This window comes from Aeromicrobium sp. PFPM2_SD2, from assembly GCF_057364525.1.
In genome coordinates this window covers 1-464 of record NZ_JBNFNZ010000867.1, presented here as the reverse complement: position 1 = coordinate 464, position 464 = coordinate 1, and the positions used below count along the sequence as shown (strand labels likewise).

The following is a 464-nucleotide window of genomic DNA, read 5'->3' as shown; positions in this document are numbered from 1 at the left end:
CCTTGCGTCCGGCGTGGGCCACGCCGACGACGCCGGTGCCGGGTCGGCCAGGACGCCGGCAGGCAGTCGGCCGACGCGCACGAGCAGCGCGACCCCGGGCTCCACCGTCACCATGGCGTCCGCCGTGGGCTCGTCCGACCCGGACGTCCACGACCGCGACGTCGTCGCCGTGGACCTGCCGCATGGTCAGGACCCGGTCGACGTCGAGCGCGGCCGCGAGCCGGCGCAGGTTCTCGGTCACCGCGGCCGGGTCGTCGCCGACGTGGTCACCGAGGTTGAGCGAGGCGTACGGCCCCGTGCTGACGCCGCCGGACCGCGCCGTGAGCGCGACGACGACCGGGCCGGTCTCGGCCCCGGTCGTGCAGCACGCCGTCGTCGCCCACGCTCAGCGCAGGAAGTCCGGGACGTCGAGGTCGTCGTCGTAGTCGACGTTCATCGGCTCCGGCGGCGCCACGGGGGCGGCC

Annotated in this window: 1 pseudogene; it reads right to left on the bottom strand. The window is 76.5% G+C overall.

What is annotated here, in order from left to right:
- Positions 1–262, bottom strand: a pseudogene (locus AC2W7G_RS18550) (laccase domain-containing protein); the annotation flags it as partial.
- Positions 263–464: the final 202 nt, after the last annotated feature.